This is a genomic window from Draconibacterium sp., assembly GCF_041583095.1.
Classification (GTDB): Bacteria; Bacteroidota; Bacteroidia; order Bacteroidales; family Prolixibacteraceae; genus Draconibacterium.
The window spans coordinates 1-8893 of sequence record NZ_JBFHGM010000210.1; the positions used below are offsets into that span (position 1 = coordinate 1).

The window sequence follows — 8893 nt, forward strand, 5'->3', positions numbered from 1 at the left end:
AAAGGGAATGACCACAGTAAATATTTCGGGTAAATTACTGGGATTTGCCGCTCAAATTGAAACAGGCGACAAAGACACACAAGAGTTGCTATCAGGCTTAAACGGCGTTCGTATTTTATCCGTGGAAGATGATGCCTTAAATGAAAAACTCGATTTTTACAAAGAACTGGAAGCTGATGGTTTTTTCAAAAACAACGATTTTGAAGTTTTGATGGAAGTAACCGAAGACGATGAAATTGTTCGTTTTCTTGCCCGCGATGCCGGTAACGGTAAAATATCAGATCTGATTCTTGTAGTCGGCGGAGATGACAATGCATTGATCAGCATCAGTGGAATAATCGATCCGCAAAATATTGGCAAGATCACTAAAGCAGTTAATGTTGATGTAGGTGATTTTGAATAACCGATTTTACCATCAAATTGAACCATATCTGAAAAAAAATCCGGGGAAAACCCGGATTTTTTTTATGCTTGATTTAACTGTCACACTGAGCGAAGTCGAAGTGTGAGTTCTCTTCAAAATTTAAAACGTTACAAAATTCGCCTCATTCTCAATAAAATGAATAGGCACACCTTTCACAAAACCTCTTAGCCATTGTGCACAATAATCCATGCCGGCCTCCTCTGATTTAATATGTCCAACAAAAATAACGGCTTTGTTTTTTCCCAGCGTGGTGGCATCATTGGCATAAAGGTAGGTTTCCCATTCGCTGGCTTCGCCGGCTACCATTACTTCAACGTCTGGGATATTCAGCATTTGTATTTGGCGTGCACCACCGGGAGCACCAACAGCCAGCCCCACTTTCGTAAATTTCATTTCGGGATTGCCAATCACACGAACAGTTTGTAGTCCCAATTGGTCTTTTAATTCACGGGCAAAGTCAGCTAATTGTATCTCCGGCATTTTATATAGTGTACCGCCATCGTTAACAGCAAAATCCTTCCAGCCCAGTTTTTCAATCATTCCGGCATAAATCCCGTCCGGTTGAGTCATGTGGATATGATCATGAAACCGGAATACAATTAACTTGTGGTCTTCAATAAATTTGCGTTTTTCTTTATAGACCGGGTCGTTTGTATAAGCTTTGGTTTCATCAAGGTGGTTGTAGAAAACAGGTTCGTGGGTAATAATAAAGTTGCAATTCATTTCAACCGCTTTTTGCAGGGTTCGCATATCGGCAAACATACATACGGCAATTCCTTTTATTTCGGTGTCCGGATTGCCAGCTTTAAAAATATCAACTGTTGTTTCGGCCCAATCGCAGGTTACATTTTCTTTTATTTGGTTTACCACCGAGCGGGGAGTTGGTTTATTTTGTGCGAATGTGCAAAAAGGAATAAGTATTACGAAAAGCAGAAGTTTTTTCATTGGTTGAATTTTTAAATGGTATTGATGATTTCAAAAGTAAAGATTTTTTATTTGCCATTGTACCGTATATGTGCTACAGCTGGTGTAAAACATAGATATTGTTCAATATCCAAAATTAGAAAGCAACTATTGTTGCACACATTTTATGTTGTATAAAATAGTTTTGTCAGCAGAGTAAAAACTCAAAATAATTTACGGTGATAAAATTCGAATCTGAAAGAAAAAATCCATTAATAATTAAGAACTCAAACCACTGGTTATAAAAGTCTGATAAGCTGATTTTTATAGGTTTTTTACGTTGTTCAGATTGTTAATTTTGTTGTAAAATCATTATAAAATGGCAAAAGTAAAAGGAGCAGTTGTTGTTGATAAGGAGGGCTGCAAAGGCTGCAGTCTGTGTGTGGAAGCTTGTCCGCACGATGTATTGGCATTACACAAAGAGGTAAACAGCAAAGGATATCATTATTCGTATATGGAAAATCCTGATGCTTGTATCGGATGCGCCAATTGTGGTGTTGTTTGTCCGGATACCTGCATAACGATTTACCGAGTAAAAGCCAGCTAGAAATTAAGGGCTGAAGAAATGAGGGATTGAAGGAATGATTTAACTCTTGCATCCATCGTTCTTCATCTGGTATCAAGTATCAAAAAACAAGAATCAAAATTAATTACCAAGATATGGGAGAATTAAGATTAATGAAAGGAAACGAGGTGTTGGCCGAGGCCGCCATCCGCTGCGGATGCGACGGCTATTTTGGCTATCCCATAACACCTCAGTCGGAAGTGATGGAAACACTTATGGCACGCCAGCCCTGGAACGAAACAGGAATGGTAGTATTACAGGCCGAAAGTGAAGTTGCTTCGATAAACATGGTATACGGAGCTGCGGCTACCGGTAAAAAGGTAATGACTTCTTCTTCAAGCCCGGGCATTAGCCTGATGGCCGAAGGAATTTCGTACATCGCCGGAGCGGAGTTGCCTTGTTTAATTGTAAACGTACAACGTGGCGGCCCCGGACTGGGAACCATTCAACCTTCGCAGGCCGATTATTTTCAGAGTGTAAAAGGTGGTGGTCACGGCGATTATAAAATGATTGTGCTTGCTCCTGCTTCGGTTCAGGAAATGAACGATTTTGTTGATCTTGGTTTCGAACTGGCGTTTAAATACCGCAATCCGGCAATGATTTTGGCTGATGGAGCCATTGGTCAAATGATGGAAAAAGTAGAGCTGGCCGACCAAAAGCCACGCTGGACAAAAGAACAGATCTTGGATATGAGCAGCGACTGGGCTACGACCGGAAAAACTGCCGACCGCAAAAAGAATATTGTTACTTCGCTGGAAATGGATTCCGACAAAATGGAAGAAAACAACCGTCGTTTCCAGGAGAAGTACCGCAAGATGGAAGAGGAAGAAGTACGTTACGAAGCTATTCAGTGCGACGATGCCGAGTTTGTAATTGTCGCATTCGGAACGTCGGCGCGTGTGTGCCAAAAGGCAGTCGAAATTGCCCGGGCAAAAGGCCTGAAAGTTGGTTTGCTTCGCCCCATTACTTTGTTCCCATTCCCTAAAAAAGCCATTCAGGAACTGGCACGTAAAGCCAAAGGATTCCTTTCGGTTGAAATGAGTGCCGGACAAATGGTGGAAGACATTAAACTGTCGGTTTACGAGGCCGGAAGCAATGCCCGTGTTAACCATTTTGGTCGCATGGGAGGAATTATACCTACACCAACAGAGGTAGTTGAAGCACTGGAGGAAAAATTTTCGTGGGAGTTGAGTTATGGAGTTAAACGTAGTTACTAAACCGGAGGAAATTATGGACATTAAAGAAATTATAAAGCCGGAAAATCTGGTTTATCAAAAGTCGGAAGTTCTGAACGACGATATTATGCACTACTGCCCGGGGTGTTCTCATGGTGTGGTTCATAAAATACTTGCCGAATTGATTGAAGAAATGGGCCTTCAGGAAAAAACCATTGGTATTGCACCGGTGGGTTGTGCAGTTTTTGCTTACAATTATATCGATATCGATTGGCAGGAAGCCGCTCACGGTCGTGCTCCTGCAGTAGCAACCGGCGTTGCCCGTGTAAATCCTGATAATTTTGTGTTTACCTACCAGGGCGATGGTGACCTTGCATCGATTGGAGCAGCCGAAATAATGCATGCCTGCAACCGTGGCGAAAATATTCTTGTGGTTTTCATCAATAACGGAATTTACGGAATGACCGGTGGACAAATGGCACCAACAACACTGGAAGGAATGGTTACAGCTACTACTCCTTATGGACGTAATGTTGATTTGAATGGTTATCCGATGAAGATTACCAACCTGATCGCTCAGTTACCCGGAACATCGTATGTAACACGCCAGGCGGTGCACACGGCAGCTACGGCTCGTAAATGCAAACGATCGCTGAAGAAAGCAATTCAGAATGTTCTGGATAAAAAAGGAACTTCATTCGTTGAGGTGGTTTCAACCTGTAACTCGGGGTGGAAAATGAGCCCGGTTGATGCCAACAACTGGATGGAGGAGAACATGATTCCTTATTATCCGCTGGGCGATTTGAAAGACAGTGTAAAAGGTGAACATTCGGAAAATTAAAAAATTGAAGCTATGACAGAAGAAATGATAATTGCCGGATTTGGAGGACAAGGTGTACTTTCAATGGGAAAAATTCTGGCCTACTCGGGTATTATGGAAGACAAGGAAGTAACCTGGTTCCCTTCGTACGGACCTGAAATGCGTGGCGGAACTGCCAACGTTACTGTAATTGTTAGCGATACCCGCATCAGTTCGCCTATTTTGCAGGAGTTTGACACTGCCATTATTCTGAATCAGCAGAGTATGGACAAATTCGAAAAAGCGGTGAAACCCGGTGGAACTTTATTGTACGATCCGAATGGAGTGATTCATCCGCCAACACGCACGGATATCAACATTTTTAAAGTTGAAGCCACAAAAACGGCTGTTGAAATGGGAAATCCAAAAGTGTTTAATATGATTGTTTTTGGAAGTTACCTGAAAGTTCGGCCGATTCTATCGCTGGATAACGTGGAAAAAGGTTTGGAAAAATCGCTTCCGGAACGTTACCACAAATTAATTCCGCTCAACCTGGAGGCTATTAAAAAAGGGCAGGAGATTGTGGAAGATATTCAACTAGTGTAAAAGACTAAGACAAATAAATGAAAGCCTTTCATCTGTATAGATGAGGGGCTTTTTTTATGGTTGTAAATGTTTGGAAAGTGTGTTGAAGAGTTTGTTTCTATTTAAAGGTTTACTGATGTAATCGACACACCCTGCTTCATACGATTTAATCTCATCATCGGCAGATGCATAGGCGGTTTGTGCAATAATTTTCACTCCCGGTTTGCGTTGTAAAATATTTTTGGTGGTAATATACCCGTTAATATCCGGAAGTCTTATATCCATTAATATAATGTCGAAATCTTCTTTCTCAGCAATATCTATTGCATCTTTCCCGTTTTCAACCGTTTTAATATTCATGTTCGTCGACTTCAGGATTTCCACCAAATATTTGTTATTGAAAGGATTATCTTCAACGATAAGAACTGATTTGTGGTCAAATTTTATCGATTCAGAATGCTTTTGTTCTTTCACAGAAGGAGTAACTGTTTGTGGTAAATGGTTTTTTATGGTGAAATAGAAGGTAGTACCTTTGCCAACTTCCGATTCCAGCCAGATGGATCCTCCAAGTAATTGTATCAGTCCTTGTGCAATAGAAAGTCCCAGACCGGTACCCCGCAGGTTCATTTCAGAAGTGGTTTCAAGTTGCCTGAACCGGTCGAAAACTGCTTTGTATTTGTCTTTGGGAATCCCGCAGCCTGTATCTCTTACATAAAATTCAATGCTATTCTCATCGTAGGTATATCCGCACTCAATGCTTCCTTCCTTTGTAAATTTTAGAGAATTACTCATCAGGTTTAGCAAAATTTGTTGCAGTTTCCTCTTATCGGTGCGGATTTTCTTTTTCAGATCAAGCTTATCCCAGGGGAAAAGAATATTGATATTATGCTTGTTTAACTGTGTTTGCTGTGCGGAAAGGTTTGAACTCAGCTCAATAAAAAGTTCCGACAGATTACAGTCAGTAATATCTATTTTCGAATGTCCTGATTCAATCTGTGAAATTTCCAGAATATCATTGATAATGTCTAACAAATAGCCGCTGCGCTGATGAATAATATCGGCAAATCTTTTAAGATTTGTTTTATTATCCAAATTATCGGAAAGGAGACTGGAGAAGCCCATTATAGCATTCATCGGGGTACGAATCTCGTGGCTTACATTTTGCAAAAAACTAGACTTTAACCGGTTGCTTTCCTCTGCTTTCTCTTTGGCAATAACCAATTCCTGGGTTCTTTTTTCTACCTCTTTCTCCAGGTGTCCATTCAGTTTTATCAACTCATTATGGTAATAGTTTCGCTCGAAATTGGTCGTGAGAATTTCAACAATCTGTTCAAGTAAATTTGTTTTGTCGGCCAGTATTGTGTCATTAGAATCGCATATAAAAACAAAAAAACGGTTGGGTAGTGTTTCCGACAGCATTGGGACAATCAATGCTTTTGTTGGAGAAAAATTTAAATTCGTTGCCCCGAAGTTAAACTGTTTTTCATAACTCGTTAATAAGATGGTTTCTTCCTTTTTAATCTTGTTTAAATATGCGTCTGAAACTGTAAACTCAATATTGGTAAACTGTTCATTGGTAAATAATATATAATAGTTCTCGCAAATAAAATTTTCGTTCTCAAACACGAACATGCCCGTTATCGGTATGTTCATCAGGATAGAAATACTTTCAAGCGTATGCTCGATTACTTTACTAATATCATCAAAGTGAGTTATTTCGTTGAACGCTGTGCTTAGAAGAAGATTTTCTTCTGCTTTTGCCGATAAGGTTTCATTTTCAAGTTCAAGGATTTCGATTTTAGCTTCAAGTTCAAGTATTTTTTTATTTAAATCCTTTGTCATCGGTTTTTATAAAATTAAGCAACAGTTCTGCTATTTTTTTAGGTTCGTCAATCTGGGCAAAATGGCCTGCGTTTTTTATTTTAACCAAGGTACTGGTTTTTATTTCAGAATGAAGTTTTTCGGCTATCGATGAACTAAGATAAACATCAGCTTCACCCTGGATAATAAGAACAGGAATTTGCAGGTTTCTGAGATCTTCTTTAAGCTCCGTAAGATTTGTATTGTCGAGACATTTGGCCAGGTGTAAGAGTCCTTTTCTGCCCGATGAGTTTTTTAATGGTTTTTGAAACTCCTGCATCCATTCGTCGCTAAGTTTTTCCTTATGATATAAGCCTCGTTTTACAATAATCTGGAACATGCCAAGGTCGAGTGTAGCCATCGCTATTTGCCGGATAATCGGAGTGCGCATTGCGATAATAGGCTGTACCGGCCAAAAATTATAACCAATAGTGTTAATAAGCGTTAGATCGTAAAGTAAATCAGGCCAGTTAACAGCAAATATTTGTCCGATTCCGCCCCCGATATCATGACATACCAAATGAAACTTAGAGAGTGCCAATTGATCACAGAAATCTTTGATTACATATGCCTGTTTTTTTATCGAAATATTTTCGTCCAATGCATTGTCGGAGTCTCCGGTCCCCAATAAATCGAGCATCACAATTTCATAATCATCTTTAAGAAACGGAATAACCTCTTTCCATATAAAAGAATAGGTTGTTATACCATGAATAAACAACACGGTTTCACCTTTTCCGTAACGGTAATAAGTGATTTTTTTACCCCGGACTCCTATATTCTGTGGATGATTATAAATGCCCATATTCAAAACTTTAGGCTTTTGTATTCGAAAGGTAAGTTAGCAATTAAAACCAGAAACGCAATAAATGTTTTTCTTTTATTCTGTCTTTCTTTTAGGTGTAAATTCCGAGGTTTATACCCGAGCTGTTTATGAAGAAGTGTGATCTGTTCGATTATGCTATATCAGTCCTTTTAATGTTAACGATCGCTCAATTGTACGGAACATAGTATGTTACACGCCAGGCGGTGCACACTGCGGTTAAGGCTCGTAAATGCAAACGATCGCTAAAAAAAGCTATTCAGAATGTGTTGGATAAAAAAGGAACTTCATTTGCAAAGGTGGTCTCAATCTGTAACTAGGGTTGAACAAATGAGCCGGGTGGAAGCCAATAACTGGATGGCAGAGAATATGATTCCTTATTATCCGTTGGGCGATTTGAAAGACAGTGTAAAAGTTGAACATTAGGAAAATCAATAAAATAAAGAAAGACCGATTTGTATATGTTAAACTTATACAGATCGGTCTTTTTCATAAACAGACTTGTCAATTAGTGCCTGTCTTTGTTCTGTGCTTACTCGGCTTTTTCCAGTTGAGCTATCTTTTCCCAGCTAGGGTCAATATCAAGCGAAACAGCCATGTACATATCTTTTCCATCATTTTGCAATACGGTCTCGCCATCGAGTCGGGCATGCAAATCCTGAGGACTTAACTTATATATCGCACCTGTAATCGGATCAATAATTAGCCCGATTAATCCACCAATCAGAATATTTCCGAGGTACCAGGCATTAAATTCTTTGGTTAGTAAGGTTTCATAAGGCAGATACCCTTCCAGCTCAATTAAAACGGTGTATTCCTGATTCCTTTTAAGATTTTTGGTAACCGGCGTTTTTCCCATGTCAATTCCGTTTATGTATACATCTGCCGCGCTTGGAGTGGAGGCAATTGTAACATTTTGACGAGATCCTGAAATAATTGTAGCACAAGACGAGAATAACAATGCAGCTACAATTGATAATGCTAAAATTGATTTTTTCATTGATTTAATTTTTAAACTAATCTAAGGTTAATTGATATTGTGGTATTCTTGATACGTCTCCATCGTACTTGTAAAGTTCAATCTTAAGTCGGTAACAACTGCTCAATAAGTCAGGTGCCTTTTTTTCGACGACTTTAACAATATTCGCGCCATTTTCGCGGGCTTGTATCCGCGCTCTGTTCATCAAACTATTAAAACTGCAATCGGTTGAGAAGCCCGAATCCTGAAATCTGAGGTCTCCAATTTTTGTTGTCCCTTCAGGCAAATTATGATGTACATCAAGCAAAGCAATTTTGTCTTCTGCCCGAAGTGCAGGTTGTTTGTTAGTCAGATTTGTTGTGATTTTTGGACTGCAAGCTGATAGTACAATTGTTACTAAAACTACAATTAAGGTTTTAATTTTCATTAGTTTATAATTTAGTTAATAGAAAAATATAAGTCTCCAAAAGGCATACTGATATTGTTTGGTGTTAAACACATGCGCGTTAATTATTTGGTTTTTGTGCGTCCTTTTTTACATTGATTGGTACTGCTTAAAACTAAGCATAATTTTTTTATTTTATATCATTGTTGTCCGGGAAACCGGATCTAGTTTAAATTCATATCTCTAACTTCTTGATATTCAAATCAGGTGTTTTTATTTTTCAAAAGTAAGCCCCCTGTACTTCTGGGAATAGCGAATGTTGGTATTTGTATTTG

Annotated in this window: 11 protein-coding genes; 6 read left to right on the forward strand and 5 right to left on the reverse strand. The window is 39.1% G+C overall.

Translation table 11 applies throughout. The features are described from left to right. The coding region (locus ABZB17_RS16680) for a DUF4252 domain-containing protein (RefSeq protein ID WP_372651744.1) at positions 1-403 on the forward strand (403 nt) is incomplete at its 5' end. A gap of 120 nt (positions 404-523) precedes the next feature. Here the strand turns inward: ABZB17_RS16680 and ABZB17_RS16685 are convergent. Then, a complete protein-coding gene (locus ABZB17_RS16685) occupies positions 524-1369 on the reverse strand; it encodes a Nif3-like dinuclear metal center hexameric protein (protein ID WP_372651746.1) in 846 nt (281 codons plus the stop codon). Between the two features lie 337 nt (positions 1370-1706). Here ABZB17_RS16685 and ABZB17_RS16690 point away from each other — a divergent pair, with 337 nt between their 5' ends. The 4 genes from ABZB17_RS16690 to ABZB17_RS16705 all read left to right on the forward strand — a co-directional run bounded on the left by ABZB17_RS16690 (position 1707) and on the right by ABZB17_RS16705 (position 4532). Beyond that, a complete protein-coding gene (locus ABZB17_RS16690) occupies positions 1707-1934 on the forward strand; it encodes a ferredoxin family protein (protein ID WP_038560826.1) in 228 nt (75 codons plus the stop codon). 113 nt (positions 1935-2047) lie between these two features. After that, positions 2048-3169, forward strand: coding sequence for a 3-methyl-2-oxobutanoate dehydrogenase subunit VorB (locus ABZB17_RS16695; RefSeq protein WP_372651748.1), 1122 nt, complete (start codon positions 2048-2050; stop codon positions 3167-3169). A 13-nt stretch (positions 3170-3182) separates the two neighbouring features. Continuing rightward, entirely contained in the window at positions 3183-3968 is a 786-nt protein-coding gene (locus ABZB17_RS16700; protein WP_372651750.1) for a thiamine pyrophosphate-dependent enzyme, read from the forward strand. A 12-nt stretch (positions 3969-3980) separates the two neighbouring features. Then, positions 3981-4532 (forward strand): 2-oxoacid:acceptor oxidoreductase family protein, encoded by a 552-nt coding sequence (locus ABZB17_RS16705; RefSeq protein ID WP_319503225.1) that lies wholly within the window; start codon positions 3981-3983, stop codon positions 4530-4532. A 54-nt stretch (positions 4533-4586) separates the two neighbouring features. Here the strand turns inward: ABZB17_RS16705 and ABZB17_RS16710 are convergent, their stop codons facing one another. Together ABZB17_RS16710 and ABZB17_RS16715 are read right to left on the reverse strand one after the other, a co-directional pair. Further along, a complete protein-coding gene (locus ABZB17_RS16710) occupies positions 4587-6353 on the reverse strand; it encodes a response regulator (RefSeq protein ID WP_372651752.1) in 1767 nt (588 codons plus the stop codon). Continuing rightward, complete coding sequence (locus ABZB17_RS16715) at positions 6334-7176, reverse strand: alpha/beta fold hydrolase (protein ID WP_372651754.1); 843 nt, start codon at positions 7174-7176, stop codon at positions 6334-6336. Before ABZB17_RS16715 ends, ABZB17_RS16710 begins: the two co-directional genes overlap by 20 nt. 282 nt (positions 7177-7458) lie before the next feature. Between ABZB17_RS16715 and ABZB17_RS16720 the strand changes: the two genes are divergently transcribed. After that, positions 7459-7620, forward strand: coding sequence for a hypothetical protein (locus ABZB17_RS16720; protein ID WP_372651756.1), 162 nt, complete (start codon positions 7459-7461; stop codon positions 7618-7620). A 106-nt stretch (positions 7621-7726) separates the two neighbouring features. On the opposite strand, the gene ABZB17_RS16725 is transcribed toward ABZB17_RS16720, so the two are convergent. Together ABZB17_RS16725 and ABZB17_RS16730 are read right to left on the reverse strand one after the other, a co-directional pair. Beyond that, entirely contained in the window at positions 7727-8194 is a 468-nt protein-coding gene (locus tag ABZB17_RS16725) for a PEGA domain-containing protein (RefSeq protein WP_372651757.1), read from the reverse strand. Positions 8195-8210: 16 nt separating this feature from the next. Continuing rightward, on the reverse strand, positions 8211-8600 hold the full coding sequence (locus ABZB17_RS16730) for a hypothetical protein (RefSeq protein WP_372651759.1): 390 nt from the start codon (positions 8598-8600) through the stop codon (positions 8211-8213). Between the last annotated feature and the right edge of the window lie 293 nt (positions 8601-8893).